Here is a 19,744-nt window from a genome sequence, read left to right as displayed (position 1 = left end):
AGGGTACGGGATGCGTGTGCTGGAACTGCCCGAGACCCCCGAGCTGCGCCAACGCTATCTGGGGCAGGCGGGGCAGGCTTTGTATCTGATCCGGCCCGATCAAATCGTGGCAGCGCGCTGGACCGAGGCCGATGCGGATACAATCCAAGCGCAACTTGCAGCGATCACGGAGGGGCGATGATGAGCCTGATTACGCAGCTCAATATGCAAGATCACGACGGGATTTATGAACGGCTGATCGCGGCGCATCAGGGGCTGAGCGAGGCGCAAAGCGCTGCGTTCAACGCCCGCCTGATCCTGATCTTGATGAACCATATCGGCGATGCGCAGGTGCTTGAGGACGCCTTTGAACTGGCGGGTCGTGCTGTGCAAGCTGCAGCCGAAAGCGCAACGCCGCGCCCGATTTCGACAGGCGTTTGACGCGTTGAGACAACAAGAGGAAGCGCGAAATTTCGCGTGAATTCATCATTCAGGGGAGGAAACGATGATGAGTAAACTAACCAAACGAGCATTCCTGGGAACGGCCGCGATGGCGGGCGCAGCCCTTGCGTTGCCGGCAATTCCGGCGCGCGCTGATGGCGTCGATCTGGTGCTATCGAGCTGGCTACCGCCGCGCCACCCGATTGTTGTGGATGCAATCAAGCCCTGGGCCAAGGATATCGAGAAAGCCACCGAAGGCCGCGTGCGCATTCGTGTGCTGGTCAAGCCGCTCGGCTCGCCGCCGTCGCATTTCGATATGGCGCGCGATGGCGTTGCCGATATCACCTACGGTCTGCACAGCTTTACCCAAGATAATCGGTTCAAGAATTCACGGATCGGTCAGTTCAGCCTGCTCGGCGATGACGCCGTGTCCATCTCGAAGGCTTTCTGGACGGTCTACACCGAAAAGCTGGGTGCCGATAAGGAACACGCCGGAACGCATCTGCTGGGGTTGTTCAACCATGGTCCGGGTGTGATCCATAATACACTGCGTCCGGTTTTGGCGGCAAAAGATCTCGAAGGGATGAAGCTGCGCACTCCTGGGGGCTACATCGCGGATCTGATGACCGCATTCGGTGCGGTGCCGATCATGACGTCGCCGGGCGAGGTTTACGAGAAACTCTCGCGCGGGGTGGTTGACGGGGTGACCTTTCCGGAGGATCCGCTCAATTCCTACAATTTGGCGGAACTGCTCAAATACACCACGACCATTCCTGGCGGCATCTACAATACTACTTGGTTCTTGGTGATGAACCCCGCCAAATGGAACATGATTTCGCCTGCCGACCAAGACGCGATCACCGCGCTGTCTGGGCTGGCATTCGCCGAACGCGGGGGCAAAGCTTGGGATCACGCCGATCAACTCGGTGTTGCAGCTGGAAAGAAGGCCGGGATCGAGGTTACCGCAGCGCCCGACGAACTGATCGCGGCGATCCGCATAAAGGGCGGCAAATTCGAGGATGAGTGGAGTGCAAGTCTGGACAGCGCCTATGACGGGCGCGCCGCACTGGCCGAATTCCGCAAGATGACGGGCGTGTCCGTATGATTGCACGCGTCCGCTTCATTCTTGAGGCGATCGCAGCGGGTCTGGTGACGGGGTTGATCCTCGTCACCTGCATCGACGTGATTGGCCGCTATGCTTTCAACAACCCGCTGACCGGCGCGTACGAAATCACGCAGGTGCTGCTGGGCGCGCTGGTCTTTGTGGCAATGCCGCTGACCACAGGCAAGGGCGGGCATGTCGAGGTCGATCTGCTGGTGCCGCTTCTCCCGGCGGTCGTGCAGCGCGCGCTGGCGCGGATCGGCGGGGCAGTCGCGGCACTGGTCATGGCGTATTTCGCGTGGCGGCTTGTGATCCTGACGCAAGACCAGTTCCACACACAACTTGCAACATCGGGCCTTGGCATCAAGCTTTGGTATTTGGGCGTGATTGGCAGTCTTAGCTTTGCTGTCTCCGCAGTGGTCGCGATCCTTCGGAGGCCCACATGACGATCTCTCTTATTGCGCTTGCCATTCTGCTGGCGCTTGTGTTTTTGCGTGTTCCGATTGCGTTTGCGATGGCACTGGTGGGCGGGGCGGGCTTTGCCGCGATGCGGGGCGTTGACGCTGCGGGGTCGATGGTGGGCAGCGCGGTATTTGAGACCGGGATGAATTATTCGCTCTCGGTCGTGCCGTTATTTATTTTTATGGGCAATGTGCTGGCGGGGTCTGGCATTGCAAGCGGTCTGTTCACCGGCGCAGATCGGGTCTTCGGACGGATGCGCGGCGGGCTGGCGATGGCTACGATCCTGTCTTGCGGCGGGTTTTCGGCTGTGTGCGGCTCGTCCTTGGCCACGGCGGCCACAATGTCGAAAGTGGCGATGCCGTCGATGCGCCGGTTTGGCTATCACGACAGTCTTGCGACCGGAGCAATTGCGGCGGGGGGCACGCTGGGAATTTTGATCCCGCCTTCGGTGATCATGATCATCTTTGGCCTGCTTACCGAAAGCGATATCGGTAAGCTGTTCATCGCGGGCATCGTGCCGGGCATCTTGGGCATTGGCCTGTATCTGGTTGCGGTGATGGTGGCGGTACGCCTGAAGCCGGAACTCGCCCCCGAGGTGCGCAAACCCGTCGCGATGAAGCGCACCGATATCGTCGGCGTGTTGGCAACGCTGGCGCTGTTTATCTTTATCATGGTGGGCATTTACGGCGGGTTCTTCACCCCGATTGAAGCGGCAGGCATGGGCGCTGCGGCGGCTGTTGTCATCGCGGCGGCGGTTGGGGGGCTTCGGCTCAAGGCGCTTTGGGGCGCGCTGATTGATGCGGCGATTGCCTCGGCGATGATTTTTGCCATCGTAATCGGGGCCGAGATTTTCGGTAATTTCATCACCTTCGCGGGGCTGCCCGATGCGCTGGCGGATTTGGTCAACAACCTTGGCCTTGGCGGCTATGAGGTCATCATCCTGATCGTGCTGATCTACATGGTGCTGGGGATGGTGCTGGAAAGCCTGTCGATGATCTTGCTGACCGTGCCGATTTTCTACCCGCTGATTTATCAGCTCGATTTCGGTTCGGGCATTTTGTCGAACCCCGATAACGCGTTGATCTGGTTTGCGGTGATCGTGGTCGTTGCAACCGAGATTTCGCTAATTACGCCGCCAGTGGGGATGAACGTGTTTGTGCTGCGCTCGGTGCTGCCGGATGTGCCGCTTTCGACGATGTTTCGCGGGATCTTGTGGTTCTGGGTGGCCGATATCGTGCGCATCACGCTGATCGTGGCCTTCCCGATCATCTCGCTTTGGCTGGTGGGCGGTTAGCTTGGGTCTTTGCGCGTCTCGATATCCAGCGCGAGCGTTTCGATCAGGGCGTTGACGCCCTGTTCAAGCGCCTCGCGCTGCGCGCTGGGCATGGCATCCAGCATCGCTTGCGCGCGGGCGTTCACCTTGCTGCGGGCCTTTACATAGATGTCATGCCCGGTTGGGGTGCATTCATATTCGCGCAACCGCCGGTCGCTGTCGGGAATATGGCGCGCGATTAGGCCCTTGGCCTCAAGGCGCGCGGCGGCACGGCTGACCTGCACCTTATCAAGCGTCGTACGCCGGGCGATGTCGAGCGAACTGATGCGCCCAACCCCATCAAGGATGGACATCAAGCGCCATTCCTCACGCGACAGGCCGAATTCGCGCGCATACACATCTTGCAGGTTGCGCGAGAAGGCCTCGGCCGCGATGGCAAGGCGATAGGGGAAGAACTCTTCTAGTTTCATGCGAAATCCGATCTATGCGCAGCTATCTTAAAGGATTTCATTTGAAATGAAACGATCAACGTCAGCGCTTTGTCGGGCCTTGTGATTGGTCCAGTGCGGCCATGAAGTCGTTCAATTCGTCCAGCAGGCGGGCAATGCGCTGCGCGCCGACCTCGGCCTCTAGCTGGGCATAGATCGCGGCACTCTGCGGCGAGGCTGCGCGTAAAAACGCGTCGCCTTGCGCAGTAAGGGCGACCCGCGCGCGGCGGCGATCTTCGGTGTCGCGCCGGGTCTCGATAAGGCCGCGCCCTTCAAGGCTGCGCAGCATTCGGGTCAGCGAGGGGGCCAGAACACAGGCGCGCTCGGCCAGTTTCGTCGCATCAATCGCACCGCTTTCGCGCAACACCCGCAGCACGCGCCATTGCTGCTCGCTCACGTCATGGGCGTTCAGCATCGGACGAAAGCGCTCCATCACCATCTCTCGCGCGCGCAGCAGGGCAATAGGCAAGGAACGCTGCGCCGCAGTCAGTTCGAACCCGTCGCGCACAGCCGGAAGGGGAGCCTTTTCGGCCATGATTTCGCACTCTTTCGTTGTTGCAGGTCAATGCGTGCAACATCTTGTTCTTTTGCGCGCTTGACAAGACGCGCCAAACTTAACATGTTAAACAAAAGGGATCACGGGAGGAGAGTCGTGCCCCATCTGAGGATCGAATATTCGCGCGGCCTTGGCGAGCGCGCCGATATTGCCGCGCTGTGTCACGCCGTGCATGGTGCGATGTGCGCCGCCGGAATTTTTCCGCTTGCGGGAATTCGCGTGCGCGCCTTTTGCGCCGACCACGCGATCATTGCCGACGGTTTGGCTGAAAACGACTTTGCCGCGATGACGCTGTCGGTTGGGGCGGGGCGCTCCAATGACGCGCTGCGCAGCGCGGGCGATCTTATTTTCGCGGCGGCGCAAACAGCACTCAAAGCTCCCCTTGCCACCCCCCATTTCGCGCTTTCGCTGGAAATCCGTGTGATCGACCCGGAGCTAAGCTGGAAGCAGACCCCGATCCATGCCCGCCTGTCGGGCAAGAGCTGAGGACCACAAATGAGCGATCTGACAGACAATCTTTTGCGGGCGCAGGGCTATATCGCCCATTTCGCCGATACGGGTGTGCAAAACCATATTGCCGGCCAAAGCGTGCCTGCGGTTTCGGGGGCGACGTTTGACACGATCTCGCCGGTTGATCTGACACCGCTTGCCAAGGTCGCCAAGGGCGGGGCCGAGGATATCGACCGCGCCGTCGCCGCTGCGAAAGAGGCGTTCAAGACGTGGTCCAGAACGCCCGGCGTCGAGCGGCGCAAAATCCTGATCAAAGTGGCCGAGGCAATTGAGGCCAATGCCGAGCGCATCGCGTTTACGGAATGTCTTGATACCGGGCAGGCGCTGCGCTTCATGTCCAAGGCGGCGCTGCGCGGGGCGGCGAATTTCCGGTTTTTTGCTGATAAGGCCCCGATGGCGGAAGACGGGCTGAGCCTGCGCAATGCCAACCAGATGAACGTGACTGCGCGCCGCCCGATCGGGCCGGTGGGGGTGATTACGCCGTGGAATACGCCCTTTATGCTCTCCACCTGGAAGATCGCACCGGCCTTGGCCTCGGGCTGCACGGTGGTGCACAAGCCTGCGGAATTTTCGCCGATGACGGCCAAGCTGCTGGTCGAGATCGCCGAAGAGGCGGGTCTGCCCAAAGGCGTGCTGAACCTTGTGAACGGCTTTGGCGAGGATGCGGGCAAACGCCTGACTGAACATCTCGATATCAAGGCAATCGCCTTTGTCGGCGAAAGCCGCACCGGGTCGATGATCATGAAACAGGGGGCGGATACGCTCAAGCGGGTGCATTTCGAACTGGGCGGGAAGAACCCCGTTATCGTGTTCGAGGATGCCGATCTGGAGCGCGCCGCAGATGCTGCGTCCTTTATGATCTACTCGCTGAATGGCGAACGCTGCACCTCCTCGTCGCGGCTTCTGGTGCAGGATAGCATTTACGAGGAGTTCACCGCCCGCGTCGCCAAGGTTGCGGCCAATATCAAGGTCGGCCATCCGCTTGACCCTGAAACCGTGGTCGGGCCGTTGATCCATCCCGAGCATGAGACCAAGGTGCTGTCCTATTTCGACGCCGCGCGCACCGAGGGGGCGACCATCGCTGCCGGGGGTAAAAAGCTGGGCGAGACAGGCTGCTATGTCGCGCCGACCCTGTTCACCCACGCGACCAATGACATGACGATTGCGCAAGAGGAGATTTTCGGCCCCGTGCTGACGGCGATTTCCTTTAAGGACGAAGCCGAGGCGCTCGCGCTGGCCAATGACGTGCAATATGGTCTTGCCGCCTATCTTTGGACGAATGATCTGAACCGCGCGATGCGGATGACCGATGATTTAGACGCGGGCATGATCTGGGTGAATTCCGAAAACGTGCGCCATCTGCCTGCACCGTTTGGCGGGGTGAAAGCCAGCGGTATCGGGCGCGACGGCGGCGACTGGTCGTTCGATTTCTATATGGAGACGGTCAACGTCTCGTTCCCGCGCCAGATTCACAAAGTGCCGAAACTTGGTTGAACCTTCTTCGGGTGGCCGAGGAGGGCTGCCCATTTGATCCAAACTCTGGGAGAGAGATATGCCCATTCCAGCCCCGAACCTCTATCCGCCCTTCAATATCATCCGGCTGTCCCATGTCGTGTTCGGCGTCAAGGATCCGGCCGCCAGCCGCGCCTTTTACGTTGATACGCTGGGTCTGCAAGTCACTGATGAGGACGACAGCCACATCTTTCTGCGCGCTATGGAAGAGCGAGGCCATCACTGCATGGTCTTGGTCAAATCAGAGCAAAGCGATGTGCGCTCCTTGGCGTTCAAGGTCTATGACGAGGGCGAGCTGGACAGGGCGTATGACTGGTTTGCCGCCCAAGGCCACACCGTGGAATGGGTCGAGCGCGCCTATCAGGGGCGCACCTTGCGCACGCAGGATTGTTTCGGAATGCCGATCGAGCTCTATTTCAAGATGGACCGATTGCCTCCGATCCATCAGAAATACGCGCTGTATAAAGGCGTCAAACCGCTGCGAATTGATCACTTCAACTGTTTCGCAAGCGACGTGGACAAGGCGGTCGATTTCTACAACCAGATCGGGTTCCGCGTCACCGAATATACCGAGGATGAGGAAACCGGGCGTCTTTGGGCGGCCTGGACGCATCGCAAGGGCGGCGTGCATGACCTTGCCTTTACCAACGGTCTTGGCCCGCGCCTGCATCACACCGCATTCTGGGTGCCCACGCCGCTTAACATCATCGACCTGTGCGATTTGATGGCCACCACCGGCTATGTCGCCAATATCGAGCGCGGACCGGGGCGGCACGGGATTTCCAACGCGTTCTTTCTGTATATCCTTGACCCCGATGGCCACCGGATCGAGATTTACTGCTCGGATTACCAGACGGTTGATCCCGATCTTGAACCGATCAAATGGGATCTCAAAGATCCGCAACGCCAGACGCTTTGGGGCGCGCCCGCTCCGCGCAGCTGGTTCGAAGACGGGTCGGTTTTCAAAGATGTCACACCGGTTGCAAGCGACATGGAAGCCACGCCGATCATCGCGCCGTAACGGTGCGGGAACCATAAGCTGCGCCGCCATCCGAGAAAGGCAAGACATGGATAAGTTGGATTTCGAAACATGGTCGCGCCGCGCTGCGCTTTGGGGCGTGCAATATCGCGACAGGCTGGCGGATCGCCCCGTGCGTGCGCGCACCAGCCCGGGTGAGATTTATCGCGCGATCCCGCCCAAACCGCCTGAAACCGGCGAAGAGATGGAGCGGATCTTCGAAGAGTTCGAAACGCTGATCGAGCCGGGCATGACTCATTGGCAGCACCCGCGCTTTTTTGCGTATTTTCCCAGCAACGCGGCGCCCGTTTCGGTGGTGGCGGAATATCTTGTCACCGCGATGGCAGCGCAATGTATGCTGTGGCAGACCTCTCCGGCGGCGACCGAGCTGGAGACCCGGATGGTGGAATGGCTGGGCGCAGCACTGGGCCTGCCCGAGACCTTTTCGGGCGTTATTCAGGACAGCGCCTCGTCAGCGACCTTGGCGGCGGTGCTGATGATGCGCGAGCGCACGCTGGACTGGCAGGGCAACCGCGCGGGGCTGTCGCAAATGCCGCGTCTGCGGATCTATTGCTCCGATCAGGTGCATTCCTCGATTGATCGCGCGATCTGGATTGCGGGGATCGGGCAGGATAATCTTGTGAAGATTCCCGCAGATCCGCTGAGCGGTACGCTGCCGCCAGAGCAGCTTGAGGCGGCGATCCGCGCCGATATAGCGGCTGGCCACACCCCCGCCGGGGTGATCGGCTGCGTGGGGGCAACGGGCACCGGGGCGAGCGATGACATCGCCAAATTGGTTGAGGTCGCGCATGCCCATGACCTGCTGATCCATGTCGATGCGGCCTGGGCGGGATCAGCGATGATCTGCCCCGAGTTTCGCGATCTTTGGGCGGGCGTCGAGGGCGCGGATTCGGTTGTGTTCAACCCGCATAAGTGGCTTGGCGCGTCTTTTGACTGCTCGGCGCATTTCATTCGCGATCCCGAAATTCTGGTGCGCACGCTGGCGATCCAGCCCGAATATCTCAAGACGCACGGTCAAGACGGGATCATCAATTATTCTGAATGGTCCGTGCCACTTGGCCGCCGGTTCCGCGCGTTGAAACTGTGGTTCCTGCTGCGCTTTCACGGGCTGGAAGGGCTGCGCAGCATGATCCGCGATCATGTGCGTTGGGCCGGGGACTTGCATGATCGACTGGCCGCGACGCCGGGCGTGGAAATTGTGACCGCGCCGGTTTTGTCGCTGTTCTCGTTTCGCCGCGAGGGCGCGCTGGACGCAGACACGATTGCGCATGTCACCGCAATCAATGACGACGGGCGGATTTATCTGACCCAGACGCGTGTCGACGGGCGTCTTGTGATCCGCTTTCAGGCGGGGTCTCATGCGATGCGCGAAGCCGATATTGATATTGCCTATGCCGCCATTCTTGACGGTCTGGGCCTGAAAGCCGAGGAAAGATGATGGACCAGAAAACGCCTCCGAGACTTGTCGCGTTTCGTGCCGATGGCGTTGACCGCTACGGGGTGATGCGCGATGCGGGCATTGTCGATCTCACACCAGAGTTCGGGTCGCGTTTCAAAGGGCTACAGCAAGTTATCGAGGCTGGTGCGCTGGATGAGGTCATTGCGGCTGCCGAGGGGCGCGCGCCGACGTTCAACGAGGCCGAGGTCGCGTTTCTCATTCCAATCGCCGCGCCCGAAAAGCTGATTTGTATTGGCGTGAATTTCCCTGATCGCAACGCCGAGTATAAGGACGGCCAAGAGGCACCGCCCTATCCGTCGATGTTCATCCGCTTCCCGCGCAGTTTTACCGGCCATAACCAACCGTTGATCCGCCCGCCGGAATCCCCGCAGCTTGATTACGAGGGCGAGGTGGTGATCGTGATCGGCAAGGGCGGGCGCCGGATTACGCGCGAAGACGCCTATGACCACATTGCCGCGCTGACCCTGTGCAACGAGGGCACGATCCGCGATTGGGTGCGTCACGCGAAGTTCAACGTGACGCAAGGCAAGAACTGGGATCGCTCGGGTGCCATCGGGCCGTGGCTCGTGCCGTTTCGCGATGCCGCGCAGCTTGATGACATTGCGCTAGAGACTCGCGTCAATGGCGAGATCCGCCAACAGGATCGCACGGGCCGGATGATTTTCGATTTTCGCTATATCGTGAATTACGTCTCGACCTTTACCACGCTGGTGCCCGGCGATGTGATCGTGTGCGGCACGCCGACCGGGGCCGGGGCGCGGTTTGATCCGCCGGTCTGGCTGAAACCGGGCGATGTGATCGAGGTCGAGGCCGAGGGTATCGGCTGTCTGCGCAACACCGTTGAGGACGAGCGATGCTAAGCCAGAGCCAGATCGACACGGCTGCTGCCGACCTGCTGCGCGCCGAGGCCGAGCGCACGCAAATCGGCCTGCTGAGTTTGCGTCACCCCGACATGACGCTCGATGATGCCTATGCGATTCAAGCCGCGCAGACGGTGCAGAAACGGGCGCAGGGGCGGCGCATTCTCGGGTGGAAAATCGGGCTGACGTCAAAGGTCATGCAGGCCGCATTGGGGATCGAGACGCCGGATTCCGGTGTGCTGTATGATGACATGGCGTTTGATAGCGGGGGCATCGTGCCCGCAGGCCGGTTCATTCAACCTAGGATCGAGGCCGAGATTGCCTTTGTGATGAAAGCCCCTCTGGAAGGCGAGGTCACTCGCGAGGTGGTGCTGGCGGCGACGGATTACGTCACCCCCGCGCTGGAAATTCTGGATACGCGGATCTTGCGCTGCGATCCCGCAACGGGTGTTGCGCGCAAGATTTGTGACACGGTATCGGATAATGCCGCCAATGCCGGAATCGTTCTGGGGGCTGCGCGCCATGATCCGCAGGACGTGGATTTGCGCTGGACCGGCGCGATTGTGACTAGGAATGGCGCGGTCGAGGCGACGGGCTTGGGCGCGGCGGTTCTGAATGATCCGGTGACGGGAATCGTCTGGCTGGCGCGCCGGATGGGCCAATACGGCCAGCGGATCGAGGCGGGGCAGGTGATCTTGTCCGGCTCGTTCATCGCGCCGATAGAATGCCCCGCGCACACCGCTATTGCGGCAGATTTCGGCCCCTTCGGCCATGTTTGTATAGATTTTGAATGAGGACACCCCATGCCCAAGCTGACAAACCAATTCAAGGCCCGACTGAAAACAGGTGAGACCCAGATCGGGCTTTGGCTAAGCTTGGGCGATCCTTCTGCCGCCGAGCTTGCCGCGCATTGCGGTTTTGACTGGTTGGTGGTGGATGGCGAGCATGGGCCGAACGGGCTGCGCGATGTGCTGGCGCAACTGCGCGCAATCGGCAGTGCGAGTCATCCGGTCGTGCGGGTGCGCGATGACAACCGCGCGGGGATCAAGCAGATGCTGGATATCGGGGCGCAGACCATTCTGGTGCCGATGGTGGAAACCGCGCAGCAGGCGCGCGAGGCTGTGCGCTCGATGAAATATCCCCCCCTGGGCGTGCGCGGCGTGGGGGCAGGGCTGGCGCGCGCCTCGGCTTATAATGCGATCCCCGATTACCTTGCGCGGGCGAATGACGAAACCTGTTTGCTCTTGCAGGTCGAAAGCCGCGCAGGGCTGGGTGCGCTTGACGAGATTGCATCGCTCGAGGGTGTAGATGGCGTGTTTATCGGTCCGGCCGATCTGGCCGCCGATATGGGGTTCCTTGGCAATCCCGGCGCGCCTGAGGTGCAAGCGGCTGTGCGCGATGCGCTGAGCCGGATTCGCGCGGGCGGCAAAGCGGCGGGCATCCTGACCTCGGATCACGCGCTGGCACAAAGCTATCGCGACATGGGCGTCGAATTTCTGGCCGTTGGTTCGGATGTCGGCACGCTCGGCGCTGGACTGCGCGCGTTGCGCGGCGCTTTTTAAGCACGGGCGACGCAGCGCCTAAATTGGCAGCGGCGCGTCCTGTTTTAGCTGGTTCATGACGATCTGGCTTTGCACGCGGGCGACCGTGGTGTGCGCCAGCAGCACCTCATGGATCAGCCGGTGCAGGGCGGACAAGTCAGCGCAATAGACCCGCAGCAGATAGTCTGCCTCGCCCGTCAGCGTCCAAGCCGACACGACCTCGGGTTGCAGCGCGATGAGGCGTGAAAAATTCCGCGCGGCCTCGGCCCCGTGACGCGTCATTTGCACCTGCACAAAGGCCTGCACCGCCAAGCCCAGCCGCTCGGCATCGAGTTTCGCCCCATAGGCGCGGATCAGACCGTCTGCCTCAAGGCGCTGCCGCCGCCGTCCGATCTGGCTTGCTGACAGGTTCAACCGCTCGCTCAGCTCTTGCGAGGTCAGTTGCGCGTTTTGTTGCAGCTCCGCGAGGAGGCGTTTGTCGATGTCATCCAGCATGCGTAAAAAATGCATCTTTTGTTCAATGGCCGCAAGTCACACGCGTATTGGGCGTGACAATAATCACTTTTGCGCAAACCACGCGGGCGTCGGGGGGTAATCTGAAACCAGCGAACAGGAGGAGAAACCCATGGGACCATTCCCGCACGACGCCCCGCAAGCCAAGATTTCTGACGAAAACCCCGCCGGCACCGACGGGTTTGAATTCGTCGAATTCGCCCATCCCGACCCGCAGGAGCTGCGCGATTTGTTCGCCAAGATGGGCTATGAACATGTCGCTACGCATAAAGCCAAACCGGTCGAGCTTTGGCAGCAGGGCGATATCACCTACATCATCAACGCAGATCCCGACAGCTTTGCTGCGCGTTTTGTGGACGAACATGGCCCCTGCGCACCGGCAATGGGCTGGCGCGTGGTGGATGCGCAGCACGCGTTCGATCATGCGGTGAAGATGGGCGCAGAGCCTTATGAGGGCGCTGACAAAACGCTGGATTGGCCCGCCATTCGCGGCATTGGTGGTAGCTTGATCTATTTCACCGATCAGTATTACGCCACCTCGCCCTATAATGAGGAATTCAACTGGCTGAAGACGTCAAAGCCGAAGGGCGTTGGGTTTTACTATCTCGATCACCTGACCCACAACGTCTTCAAGGGTAACATGGACAAGTGGTTCCACTTCTACGGCGATCTGTTCAACTTTCGCGAAATCCGGTTTTTCGACATCGAGGGCAAATTTACCGGGCTGTTTTCGCGCGCCTTGACGTCGCCTTGTGGGCGTATCCGCATCCCGATCAACGAAGATCGCGGCGAAACCGGTCAGATCGTATCCTTTCTCAAGAAGTATAAGGGCGAGGGGATTCAGCATATCGCAGTCGGGTCTGAGGATATTTACGCCAGCACCGATGCGATCGCCGAGCGCGGTATTCGCTACATGCCCGCACCGCCCAAGACCTATTACGACCTGAGCTACGACCGGGTGACGGGGCATGAAGAGCCGGTTGATCGGATGATGAAACACGGCATCCTGATCGACGGGGAAGGCGTGCTGGGGGGCGGTGAGACAAAGATTCTGCTGCAGATTTTCTCGAAAACGGTGATCGGACCGATCTTCTTTGAGTTCATTCAGCGCAAAGGCGATGACGGCTTTGGCGAGGGCAATTTTAAGGCGCTGTTTGAATCGATTGAGCGTGAGCAAATCGAAAGTGGCGAGTTGGTCGCAGAGTAGCGTAATGAGTCAGGAGCGCAGTTTTGCTGGTTGTTTCGCAAAGATTTGCCGCAGCCGTAGTCGGCCTGTTCAATGGACACAATTATACTGCGAGCGCCGCCAAGATATGAAAGGTGTTAGTGCCGTTGCTCGGGATCTGACCCTTGCGGATCATATAAGCGGTCTAGATGGTACTGTTGCAAATATTTGCGGGCTTCCGCTTTTGGCTCTAATTTGCAACTGATGGCTACGACAAACAAGCAGCAGGATGTTTCGGTGACGGTAAATTTCAAAGGTGCGCGCTATCCGAAATCCGTGATCTTTCATGCCGTTTTTTTCGCCCGCTAAGCGGTGTCTTATCGCGATCTCGAAGAAATTTTGGCTGAGCGCGGTGTTGCAGTTGATCATACGACCCTTAACCGCTGAGTTGTAAAATACGCCCCCGAGATCGCCACCAATGCGCAGCGCCAAAAGCGCAAGTTGGTCGGAACTTGGCGTGCGAACGAGACTTATATCAAGGTTCGCGGTAAGTGGATGTATTTGCACAGAGCCACGGACCGCTGGGGTAAAACCTTGATTTTATGCTCTCCGAACGGCGTGATACGGCTGCAGCGCGGCGCTTCTTCAAGCAGGCTATCGCTCCAAATGGCCAACCTGCGCTGGTCAATACCGACAAAAGCGGCGCTAATTTTTCAGGGCTTCAGGCGATCAACGTGATCCTCAAGTTTAAGGGCAATGGCCAGCTGATTACCATCAGGCAAAAGAAATACCTCAACAATATTCTCGAACAAGATCACAGGTTCATTTAGCGCATCACTGGGCCCATGCTCGATTTCAAAGCCATCCCCTCGGTCACGGCAACCATTGCCGGCATCGAGACCGCACATATGATCCGAAAAGGTCAGTTCGACCGAAATGGCCTTTCCGATTTCCAGCGATTTGCCGCGCTCGCAGCATAATTCTGCCCGAAGATAAGCTCGCCTCAAGCCGAACAAAAAAATTTCAACAGAACCGTTTGACTTCCATGGTTTCGCGCTCTTGCGGGGCGGGAGTGAGGGCATGACTGCCACTGGTCCGAAAGAATGCCCGAACGCGGCGGCGCCTCGATCCGCAATGGCATCATGGCACTTGCACGTGTCGTAGGCGCCATCTGCGGTAACGCTACCGATCTCCTGTTCGGGTGGTATCTGATCGAGCAATTCCGGCAGCATGGGGGCATCGCCGATGCCACTTCTGGTGAACTCGACGGCTCGGATCTCCAGCGTTTTCTCGTCGATCCCCCTCTCGGCGATTGCTTGCAATCGCCTGCCGGACAGCGGAGGTGGATTTTGCGCCAGACCCGCCGTTTGGGACCGCCACGCTTGCGCGCATTCCACTCGCCTTCACCCTCCAATGCCCGGCAGGCGCATCTGAAAGATGCGGCCGAGAGGGGACCTTGATGCCGGTGCTGTCCACTGCCCGGCAGTGCATTGCGCAGCAATGTTACGAGAGGGGATCAGCAGATGCAAAAAAGTCCCCTTCGAGCTGCGATACGGGATGTTCACGGCCAAGGTCTTCTGGCGGCGGGATAGCGTGCTGAAGTCGGGCACCGCCCAGTCCAAGCCGATCAGCTTCAGCAGGCTCTCGACGAATTCAGTCGTTTGTCGGTGCGCCACGCCGAACAAGACTTTCATCGTCAGACAGGTTTGAATGGCCCTATCGCTGTAGGTCTGCTGGCGGCCCCGCCTGCCTGACGGCGTCGCATCCCAGGTCATCTCGGGGTCGAACCAGCCTTACGGCGATTGCAAGCAATCGCCTACCGGCCAATGGATCGTCAGCGAGCCCCGGCGCTTGAGCGCTTCATTGTAGGTCGGCCAGTTCCTAGTCTTGTAGGTCGGGGGTGTAGGTCTGCTCATGACGCTCAGCTACCACGCTGGATTCCCATGATGAATCCCCCCAAGGATTTGCGCATGTATGGATGCCCCCGTTGGTGCAAGTGATTTTTGAACGGCGCGAGCGTGTGATCGGGTGCGGTCATGTATCAGGCCTCTATGTGCGGCGCTGATAGAGCCGCGGGCCGGTATGGCGATGCGCGGACCAGAGGCATATCAACAGACCGAGCTCGTGGCTCCTGCACAAATTCTGCTTTCTCTGCCCCGGATCTGATCGATCCTTTGCCCTTACTGTTCAGTGACCTCCTCACACCCCCGACGTGCCGGGACGAATTGGCAAGCGCGGTACGCTTAGACCATTTCCGTCACCGGGTTCCGGTAGTCCTCTTGTTTCGTCATCATGGCCCAGAGGCCACGTGCCATCTTGTTCGCCAACGCAATCGCGGCAACCATGCGTGGCTTGCGGGGCAGCAGACGCTTGAGCCAGCCATTGTTCGGCGTTCCAAACCGCTCGACCGCTTGAAGAACAGCCATCGCACCCGAGACTAGAAGCGTGCGGATATCGCGCTGCCCCATCTTCGAAGTCTTCCCGAGCAGTGCTTTACCGCCCGTCGAGTGCTGTCTTGGCACGAGCCCGAGCCAGGCAGCAAAATCGCGCCCACGCTTGAAGGTGGCCAAGTCAGGTGCAAATGTCTCGATCGCCAAAGCCGTGATAGGGCCGACCCCAGGCATGGTTTGCGCCAGACGTACCAGATTGGCTTTTCTGGCAGCGCGCTTCATCTTTCCGTCAAGCTCTGAAACCCGGGCGGTCAGGCAAGCAATCTGTTCCAGATACATCTGGCCAAGCTCCCGAACCTCGTCGGGTAGCGCGGTGTCATCATCTGCGATCGCGTCCGCCAGCCGTTTAAGATGGGCAGGCCCTCGCGCCGCAACCAGGCCATGCTCGGCGAGGTGACCGCGCAAGGCGTTGATCATCTGGGTGCGCTGGCCAACGAACATCTGCCGTGTGCGAAACAGCATCGCGCGGGCCTGTTGATCCTCCGTCTTCACGGCGACAAAGCGCATGGTCGGACGCAACGCCGCCTCAGCAATCGCCTCAGCATCAGCCACGTCGTTTTTCTGGCGCTTGACGAACGGCTTCACATAAACCGGCGGGATCAGACGGACTTCATGCCCCAGCTTCTCCAGCTCCCGGCCCCAACCGTGCGCAGTCGCACATGCCTCCATGGCGATCATGCATTTAGGCTGCTGTGCCACGAAAGCGAGAAATTGACCTCGTGAAAGCTTCTTACGAAACGCGACGGATCCGTCATTGTATGCCCCGTGCAACTGGAAAACGCGCTTTGCCAAGTCGACACCGATAATTGTAACTTCGGACATGGATGCTCCTTCCTACTGTGATGGCTTCAACACTCACCACAATGGCACATTGCGATGCCGTCGGGAGGGGCATCCACGCCATCAACAGAGTCTCTTGGCGGGCAAAAAGGCCGAGCTTATCGCGGGCCAGCTCGGGGTGTCGCCAGTCACCGTTACTACTTACCGCAAGCGCGCCTATGACAAGCTGGGAATCGCCTCGCGCGGGGCGCTCTTTGCGCTATGCCGTCAGGAGTGAGTGTCTTCAGAACCCGAGTGTTGCGCTGATTTCCGTGGCGCAGGCGATGACATGCGGGGCAACCTGCGCCGGGTCGAGATCGTCAAGCGTGACAACACCCACCGAGGCCTCGAACACCGTTGCCCCGGTTCGGGCAAGGCGCAGCGGAGCCGCGATGCCAATGGCACCGCGCTGCAACTGGCCTTGGCTGAGGCTGTAACCATCTCGCCGCGCCTCGCGCACCGCATCGGAATCATCGGCATGTTCGGCGCGGGCCGAGAGAATTGCTAAGCCCGCCGCGCCGCAGTTGAGCGGATGTCGGCTTCCGGGGCGGTACCCGACCCGCAACACCCCTGTCTCCGCTTCGGCGGTGAGGATGGCCACGGCCTCGTTGCCGCGCGCGACGGTCATAAAGGCTGTCGCGCCGACCAGTTTGGTCATGCGACGCAAAGCGGGCTCGGCGATGGAGCGTAGCTGGGGCTCGATCGCGGCGGCGAGTGCTAGGACTGCGCCCCCCATATGAACGCGCCCCTCCGCGCCGCGGGCGACGAAGCCATCCGCCTCAAGTGTTGCCACGAGCCGATAGGCGATTGCGCGGTCAACTCCCAGATGCTCGGAGATCTGTGCTACGTTCAACCCCTCAGATCGCTCGGCCACAAGCGTGAAAACGTCCATTCCGCGACGCAGGGTTTGAAGCAAGTTATCGCCCTTGGGCTTCACGGGGTGGTTCCTCTCCAAAAGTTGCGAGGTGCCGCTGAATGAACAAGTCGCTCTGCAGTTTATAAATAATCACGCCACGATGATAGCTGTTTTACAGGGTCGCAGCCCGCGCGTGCCAGATATAATGCCCGATGAAGGTACGCAAGGGATTGTGCGATAAAAAATGTTGATTGTGCGTTAATAGTAAAATAGTGTGATTGCACCGTTAGGGAGTCGGAGAGAGGAAGAAGACATGTCGCCGTCAGATGCATCGTTGCGCGCGCAACGCGAACAGGGGTGTCCATTTTCGTCGGCGGTGAATGCGAAGGGCTGCCCAGCATCCGAGATGGCGGCGCAGTTCGATCCGTTCGAAGGGCCATATCTTGTCGATCCGGCCGAGGCGCTGCGCTGGTCGCGCGATCAACTGCCCGTTTTCTACAGTCCCAAGCTCGGCTACTGGGTGGTCAGCCGCTATGACGATATCAAGGCGGTGTTCCGCGACCCGATCCTGTTCTCACCTAAGAACGTGCTGGAAAAGATCACTCCCCCGACCAAGGAGGCAGTGGAGGTGCTACGCGGCTATGATTACGCGATGGATCGCACCATGGTGAACGAGGACGAACCCGCCCATATGGCGCGGCGTCGCGCGCTGATTGATCATTTTTTGCCCGAACGCCTAGAGCGGCAGCAGGAGATGGTGCGGCAACTCACGCGGGAACGGATTGATGCCTTCATCGACAGCGGCCGCGTTGAGCTGATAGATGCGATGCTCTACGAGGTTCCGCTGCTGGTCGCGTTGCATTTCCTTGGGGTGCCCGAGGATGAGATTGCAACCCTACGAACCTTCTCACTGGCGCATTCTGTTAATACCTGGGGCAAGCCAACGCCCGAACAGCAAGTGCAGGTCGCCCATGATGTCGGGCGGTTCTGGCAATATGCTGGCGAGGTGATCGAGAAGATGCGTGCCGAAACCGCAGGCGATGGTTGGATGCATTACACAATCCGTAAGAACGCCGAGATGCCCGAGATCGTGACCGATAGCTATGTTCATTCGATGATGATGGCGATCATTGTCGCGGCGCATGAGACCACCTCGCTTGCCTCGGCCAATATGTTCAAGACGCTGCTAAGCCATCGTTCCGCCTGGGAAGACATTTGTGCCGATCCGTCCCTGATCCCGAACGCGGTCGAAGAGTGTCTGCGTTATGCCGGCTCGATCGTGGCTTGGCGGCGTCAGACAACCGGGCCCGCGACGGTCGGGGGTGTCGATCTGCCCGAGGGGGCGAAACTCTTGATCGTGCAGGCTTCGGGGAACCAAGACGAGCGGCATTTCGAAAATGCGGACCGGTTCGATATCTACCGCGACAATGCCGTCGATCACCTAACCTTCGGCTATGGCGCACATCAATGCATGGGCAAGAATATCGGTCGAATGGAAATGCGGATTTTCTTAGAAGAAATGACCCGTCGTCTGCCCCATCTGCGCCTCGCAGAGCAGGAGTTCAGCTACATGCCGAGCACCTCGTTTCGTGGGCCGGATCGGCTTTGGGTCGAATGGGATCCCGCGCTCAATCCCGAGCGTGATGATCATGCGCTGGCTGAAAAGGTTCGGCACTTCCCCGTCGGGGCACCTGCGGCGAAGGAGATTGCGCGCAGCGTTCGGGTCTCGGCGCTGCGTCAAGAGGCGGAAGGTGTCATCGGGGTCACGCTGGAAGATGCCCGTGGACGGCCCTTGCCGGACTGGAGTGCGGGCGCGCATATTGAGCTTTGCCTAGGAGATGTGGAGCGGAAATACTCACTGTGCGGGCGGCCAGGCAATGGTCGCTACGAGATCGCGATCCTGCGCGAGGATGCCGGGCGCGGCGGATCGCGTCACTTCCACGAGCACCTGCGCGAGGGCGGTGAGCTGCGCTTGCGTGGGCCGTCGAATTTCTTCCGGTTGGACGAGGCCGCCCCTCATCATGTCCTGATTGCGGGGGGGATCGGGATCACGCCGATCATCGCGATGGCAGACAGGCTCAAGGCGATCGGCGCTGATTACGAAGTTCATTACTGCGGCCGTTCGCGGCGTGCGATGGCGCTACGCGAGCGGTTGCAAGCAGATCATGGATCAAGCGGATGCGTTCACCTCCATATCGGCAATGAAACCGGGCGGGCCGATTTCGCGCAGATTGTGGCGGAACTGCCGGAGGACGGACGGATTTATGCCTGCGGTCCGGACCGGATGATTTCCGATCTGGAAGCGCAGACCGCGGATCTGCCCGATGGCAGCTTCCACTTCGAGCATTTCACCGCGCAGAATGTCGCGCTTGATCCCGACAAGGAATGGGCCTTCGAGGTGGAACTGGTTGATTCCGGGCTCAATCTTAGCGTCGCAGCCGATGAGACCTTGCTCGACGCGTTGCGTAATGCGGGTGTGGATGTGCCCAGCGATTGCTGCGAGGGCCTATGTGGCAGCTGCGAAGTCACGGTGCTGCAAGGTGGCGTCGATCATCGCGACAAGGTTTTGACTAGGTCAGAGCGTACCGAGAACCGGCGCATGATGTCATGCTGTTCGCGCGCGAAAAACGGGCAGCGGATCAAGCTTGCTTTGTGATGCGCAACAAATAATCATTCTAGTCGAATAAGAAACGCCCGATTCCCCAAAGCGAGGCTGGCA

19 protein-coding genes and 3 pseudogenes are annotated in these 19,744 nt (G+C 59.8%); 16 read left to right on the top strand and 6 right to left on the bottom strand.

Going from position 1 to position 19,744, the window contains the following annotated elements:
* The 5 genes and pseudogenes from AB4874_RS16335 to AB4874_RS16315 form a co-directional block, all read left to right on the top strand.
* Window positions 1–181: pseudogene (locus tag AB4874_RS16335) on the top strand (FAD-dependent oxidoreductase); the annotation flags it as partial.
* Window positions 181–420 (top strand): DUF2783 domain-containing protein, encoded by a 240-nt coding sequence (locus AB4874_RS16330; protein WP_368392775.1) that lies wholly within the window; start codon window positions 181–183, stop codon window positions 418–420. The pseudogene AB4874_RS16335 and the gene AB4874_RS16330, both read left to right, overlap by 1 nt.
* 67 nt (window positions 421–487) lie before the next feature.
* Window positions 488–1,525, top strand: coding sequence for a TRAP transporter substrate-binding protein (locus AB4874_RS16325; RefSeq protein WP_368392774.1), 1,038 nt, complete (start codon window positions 488–490; stop codon window positions 1,523–1,525).
* Window positions 1,522–1,968: a TRAP transporter small permease gene (locus AB4874_RS16320; protein ID WP_295533620.1), complete on the top strand. Its 447-nt coding sequence runs from the start codon at window positions 1,522–1,524 to the stop codon at window positions 1,966–1,968. Before AB4874_RS16325 ends, AB4874_RS16320 begins: the two co-directional genes overlap by 4 nt.
* The gene (locus tag AB4874_RS16315) at window positions 1,965–3,278 is read left to right on the top strand and encodes a TRAP transporter large permease (RefSeq protein ID WP_368392773.1); all 1,314 of its coding nucleotides are present in this window, start codon (window positions 1,965–1,967) and stop codon (window positions 3,276–3,278) included. Before AB4874_RS16320 ends, AB4874_RS16315 begins: the two co-directional genes overlap by 4 nt.
* Here AB4874_RS16315 and AB4874_RS16310 read toward each other — a convergent pair.
* Entirely contained in the window at window positions 3,275–3,727 is a 453-nt protein-coding gene (locus tag AB4874_RS16310) for a MarR family winged helix-turn-helix transcriptional regulator (protein ID WP_368392772.1), read from the bottom strand. The genes AB4874_RS16315 and AB4874_RS16310 overlap by 4 nt on opposite strands.
* A 61-nt stretch (window positions 3,728–3,788) precedes the next feature.
* The gene (gene hpaR, locus AB4874_RS16305; protein WP_368392771.1) at window positions 3,789–4,280 is read right to left on the bottom strand and encodes a homoprotocatechuate degradation operon regulator HpaR; all 492 of its coding nucleotides are present in this window, start codon (window positions 4,278–4,280) and stop codon (window positions 3,789–3,791) included.
* Between the two features lie 117 nt (window positions 4,281–4,397).
* Between hpaR and AB4874_RS16300 the strand changes: the two genes are divergently transcribed.
* The 7 genes from AB4874_RS16300 to AB4874_RS16270 are packed head-to-tail and all read left to right on the top strand — an operon-like array spanning window position 4,398 to window position 11,243.
* The gene (locus tag AB4874_RS16300; protein WP_368392770.1) at window positions 4,398–4,787 is read left to right on the top strand and encodes a 5-carboxymethyl-2-hydroxymuconate Delta-isomerase; all 390 of its coding nucleotides are present in this window, start codon (window positions 4,398–4,400) and stop codon (window positions 4,785–4,787) included.
* A gap of 9 nt (window positions 4,788–4,796) precedes the next feature.
* Window positions 4,797–6,305, top strand: a complete 1,509-nt coding sequence (gene hpaE, locus AB4874_RS16295; RefSeq protein ID WP_368392769.1) for a 5-carboxymethyl-2-hydroxymuconate semialdehyde dehydrogenase — start codon at window positions 4,797–4,799, stop codon at window positions 6,303–6,305.
* A 58-nt stretch (window positions 6,306–6,363) separates the two neighbouring features.
* The gene (gene hpaD / locus AB4874_RS16290) at window positions 6,364–7,344 is read left to right on the top strand and encodes a 3,4-dihydroxyphenylacetate 2,3-dioxygenase (protein WP_368392768.1); all 981 of its coding nucleotides are present in this window, start codon (window positions 6,364–6,366) and stop codon (window positions 7,342–7,344) included.
* Between the two features lie 46 nt (window positions 7,345–7,390).
* Window positions 7,391–8,800 (top strand): pyridoxal phosphate-dependent decarboxylase family protein, encoded by a 1,410-nt coding sequence (locus AB4874_RS16285; RefSeq protein ID WP_368392767.1) that lies wholly within the window; start codon window positions 7,391–7,393, stop codon window positions 8,798–8,800.
* Window positions 8,800–9,681 (top strand): fumarylacetoacetate hydrolase family protein, encoded by an 882-nt coding sequence (locus AB4874_RS16280; protein ID WP_368392766.1) that lies wholly within the window; start codon window positions 8,800–8,802, stop codon window positions 9,679–9,681. Before AB4874_RS16285 ends, AB4874_RS16280 begins: the two co-directional genes overlap by 1 nt.
* Window positions 9,675–10,475, top strand: coding sequence for a 2-oxo-hept-4-ene-1,7-dioate hydratase (gene hpaH / locus AB4874_RS16275; RefSeq protein WP_368392765.1), 801 nt, complete (start codon window positions 9,675–9,677; stop codon window positions 10,473–10,475). Before AB4874_RS16280 ends, hpaH begins: the two co-directional genes overlap by 7 nt.
* Before the next feature lie 9 nt (window positions 10,476–10,484).
* Window positions 10,485–11,243: an aldolase/citrate lyase family protein gene (locus AB4874_RS16270; protein ID WP_368392764.1), complete on the top strand. Its 759-nt coding sequence runs from the start codon at window positions 10,485–10,487 to the stop codon at window positions 11,241–11,243.
* Window positions 11,244–11,261: 18 nt separating this feature from the next.
* Here the strand turns inward: AB4874_RS16270 and AB4874_RS16265 are convergent, their stop codons facing one another.
* Window positions 11,262–11,717 carry an Lrp/AsnC family transcriptional regulator gene (locus AB4874_RS16265; protein ID WP_368392776.1) on the bottom strand — a complete coding sequence of 152 codons (456 nt, stop codon included), beginning with the start codon at window positions 11,715–11,717 and terminating at the stop codon, window positions 11,262–11,264.
* 130 nt (window positions 11,718–11,847) lie between these two features.
* On the opposite strand from AB4874_RS16265, the gene hppD reads away from it, so the two are divergent.
* Entirely contained in the window at window positions 11,848–12,942 is a 1,095-nt protein-coding gene (hppD, locus tag AB4874_RS16260; protein WP_368392763.1) for a 4-hydroxyphenylpyruvate dioxygenase, read from the top strand.
* Window positions 12,943–13,164: 222 nt separating this feature from the next.
* Window positions 13,165–13,880 (top strand): annotated as a pseudogene (locus AB4874_RS16255) (IS6 family transposase).
* A 57-nt stretch (window positions 13,881–13,937) separates the two neighbouring features.
* On the opposite strand, the pseudogene AB4874_RS16250 reads toward AB4874_RS16255, so the two are convergent.
* Together AB4874_RS16250 and AB4874_RS16245 are read right to left on the bottom strand one after the other, a co-directional pair.
* Window positions 13,938–14,816: pseudogene (locus AB4874_RS16250) on the bottom strand (transposase); the annotation flags it as partial.
* 327 nt (window positions 14,817–15,143) lie between these two features.
* Window positions 15,144–16,172 (bottom strand): IS110 family RNA-guided transposase, encoded by a 1,029-nt coding sequence (locus AB4874_RS16245; protein WP_368392762.1) that lies wholly within the window; start codon window positions 16,170–16,172, stop codon window positions 15,144–15,146.
* Between AB4874_RS16245 and AB4874_RS16240 the strand changes: the two genes are divergently transcribed.
* Entirely contained in the window at window positions 16,171–16,407 is a 237-nt protein-coding gene (locus AB4874_RS16240; protein WP_368392761.1) for a helix-turn-helix transcriptional regulator, read from the top strand. The two genes, AB4874_RS16245 and AB4874_RS16240, sit on opposite strands and share 2 nt — an antisense overlap.
* A 6-nt stretch (window positions 16,408–16,413) precedes the next feature.
* Here AB4874_RS16240 and AB4874_RS16235 read toward each other — a convergent pair whose 3' ends face one another.
* On the bottom strand, window positions 16,414–17,106 hold the full coding sequence (locus tag AB4874_RS16235) for an IclR family transcriptional regulator (RefSeq protein ID WP_368392760.1): 693 nt from the start codon (window positions 17,104–17,106) through the stop codon (window positions 16,414–16,416).
* Window positions 17,107–17,338: 232 nt separating this feature from the next.
* Here AB4874_RS16235 and AB4874_RS16230 point away from each other — a divergent pair, with 232 nt between their 5' ends.
* Window positions 17,339–19,681: a cytochrome P450/oxidoreductase gene (locus AB4874_RS16230; protein ID WP_368392759.1), complete on the top strand. Its 2,343-nt coding sequence runs from the start codon at window positions 17,339–17,341 to the stop codon at window positions 19,679–19,681.
* The last annotated feature ends 63 nt before the right edge of the window (window positions 19,682–19,744 follow it).

This window comes from Thioclava arctica, assembly GCF_040892615.1.
Classification (GTDB): domain Bacteria; phylum Pseudomonadota; class Alphaproteobacteria; order Rhodobacterales; family Rhodobacteraceae; genus Thioclava; species Thioclava arctica.
This window is presented reverse-complemented; position numbering and strand designations above follow the sequence as displayed.

What these genes read in the sequence shown, in the direction of transcription:
- AB4874_RS16330 (WP_368392775.1), top strand. Translation starts at nt 181, where the DNA reads ATGAGCCTGATTACGCAGCTCAATATGCAAGATCACGACGGGATTTAT.
- AB4874_RS16325 (WP_368392774.1), top strand. Translation starts at nt 488, where the DNA reads ATGAGTAAACTAACCAAACGAGCATTCCTGGGAACGGCCGCGATGGCG.
- AB4874_RS16320 (WP_295533620.1), top strand. Translation starts at nt 1,522, where the DNA reads ATGATTGCACGCGTCCGCTTCATTCTTGAGGCGATCGCAGCGGGTCTG.
- AB4874_RS16315 (WP_368392773.1), top strand. Translation starts at nt 1,965, where the DNA reads ATGACGATCTCTCTTATTGCGCTTGCCATTCTGCTGGCGCTTGTGTTT.
- AB4874_RS16310 (WP_368392772.1), bottom strand. Translation starts at nt 3,727, where the DNA reads ATGAAACTAGAAGAGTTCTTCCCCTATCGCCTTGCCATCGCGGCCGAG.
- hpaR (WP_368392771.1), bottom strand. Translation starts at nt 4,280, where the DNA reads ATGGCCGAAAAGGCTCCCCTTCCGGCTGTGCGCGACGGGTTCGAACTG.
- hpaE (WP_368392769.1), top strand. Translation starts at nt 4,797, where the DNA reads ATGAGCGATCTGACAGACAATCTTTTGCGGGCGCAGGGCTATATCGCC.
- hpaD (WP_368392768.1), top strand. Translation starts at nt 6,364, where the DNA reads ATGCCCATTCCAGCCCCGAACCTCTATCCGCCCTTCAATATCATCCGG.
- AB4874_RS16285 (WP_368392767.1), top strand. Translation starts at nt 7,391, where the DNA reads ATGGATAAGTTGGATTTCGAAACATGGTCGCGCCGCGCTGCGCTTTGG.
- AB4874_RS16280 (WP_368392766.1), top strand. Translation starts at nt 8,800, where the DNA reads ATGGACCAGAAAACGCCTCCGAGACTTGTCGCGTTTCGTGCCGATGGC.
- hpaH (WP_368392765.1), top strand. Translation starts at nt 9,675, where the DNA reads ATGCTAAGCCAGAGCCAGATCGACACGGCTGCTGCCGACCTGCTGCGC.
- AB4874_RS16270 (WP_368392764.1), top strand. Translation starts at nt 10,485, where the DNA reads ATGCCCAAGCTGACAAACCAATTCAAGGCCCGACTGAAAACAGGTGAG.
- AB4874_RS16265 (WP_368392776.1), bottom strand. Translation starts at nt 11,717, where the DNA reads ATGCTGGATGACATCGACAAACGCCTCCTCGCGGAGCTGCAACAAAAC.
- hppD (WP_368392763.1), top strand. Translation starts at nt 11,848, where the DNA reads ATGGGACCATTCCCGCACGACGCCCCGCAAGCCAAGATTTCTGACGAA.
- AB4874_RS16240 (WP_368392761.1), top strand. Translation starts at nt 16,171, where the DNA reads ATGGATGCTCCTTCCTACTGTGATGGCTTCAACACTCACCACAATGGC.
- AB4874_RS16245 (WP_368392762.1), bottom strand. Translation starts at nt 16,172, where the DNA reads ATGTCCGAAGTTACAATTATCGGTGTCGACTTGGCAAAGCGCGTTTTC.
- AB4874_RS16230 (WP_368392759.1), top strand. Translation starts at nt 17,339, where the DNA reads ATGTCGCCGTCAGATGCATCGTTGCGCGCGCAACGCGAACAGGGGTGT.